Raw genomic sequence first — 1098 nt, 5'->3', positions numbered from 1 at the left:
ATCGCGCTGTTTTGGTGCGCCGGTGTGCTGTGGCAATCTGCCGTTACGCTGCGACCATTTGCCGATGTGCCGTTTTTTGATATACCCTGCTTATCAGCAAGCCCTTTCGATTCGTCGCTGCTGTATCGTCGGTAATCCATCGATGTGACGTAGCGATCCGCTACCGCAGCGAAAAAACTGGTGCGATCGTAAATTTTAATATATCTGAGTGGCGTTTTGCAGCCCTCTCTCGCGGAGTTTGGCGGTAGGACGAAATTTTGCGATGAGGCGGAGTTTTGCGAGGAGGTAAAATTCTGAGGCAGCACGGAATTTTGAAGTGAAGCGAATTTTGCGCTCGGCGCCGTGAGAATCGTACTTTTATATGTCGCCGCAAAGTTTAAATCCTGCGTGACTTGAGCTGCGGAATTAGAATTTTGAACGGAATTCCCGCTGAGATTTTGGATAGAATTCTTACTGCTGCGTAGCGTAGATTTTAGATTGGGTGCGGCGAAGCTCGGAGAGAAATTTTTGCTCTCGATAAGAGCGCCTGGAATTTGATTAAGGATTGCGAGCGCAGAATTTTCGCTTTGGCTTCGGTCGGAATTTTTGCCGCAATAAAGGGTAAAATTTTGTGCGTCGTAGCTCGAGCTTATCGTAATAAAGCCTCGATACGCCGCCGTCAGGTAATTTTTATCTACGACGGGATTTACAGCCCCTATTTTTGTGACGGGGCTTTGATATTCTACGCCGCTTGCGACTCGTATCGGCGTAGAATTTCGCGTAGCGCCCGAGTACGGGTTTATGTCTAAATCTGCGGCGGAGAAATTTGATTTAGAATTTCGGACGGAATTTTTGCCTTCGTCGTTTGCGTCTGAGCCTGAACTTACAGTCAAATTTAAGCTCACGCTCAGTGCGGTTAAATTTATTACGTGATCCGCTACTTTAGAATTTGCAACTAAAATTTCCCCGCGATCTGCTCTGCAGTTTGAGCCTAAATTTGCGCTGCGATTTGCTTCGTCGCTTAAGCTTAAATTTTTAGCTAGGCTCGCGCCGGAATTCCTGCGAGAATCTACCGCGCGATCCGTACCTGCATCTAAATCCGCGTTTAAATTTAATCCG

General features: G+C 47.2%; 1 protein-coding gene. It reads right to left on the bottom strand.

The window, feature by feature from the left end:
• Positions 1-1098: hypothetical protein (locus Q0135_RS08340; protein ID WP_297989765.1), on the bottom strand; the 1098-nt coding region annotated here is incomplete at both ends.

Source organism: uncultured Campylobacter sp. (assembly GCF_937981295.1).
Classification (GTDB): domain Bacteria; phylum Campylobacterota; class Campylobacteria; order Campylobacterales; family Campylobacteraceae; genus Campylobacter_B.
Note: the sequence above shows the minus strand (reverse complement) of the source record. Positions and strands in the feature narration are given on the sequence as shown.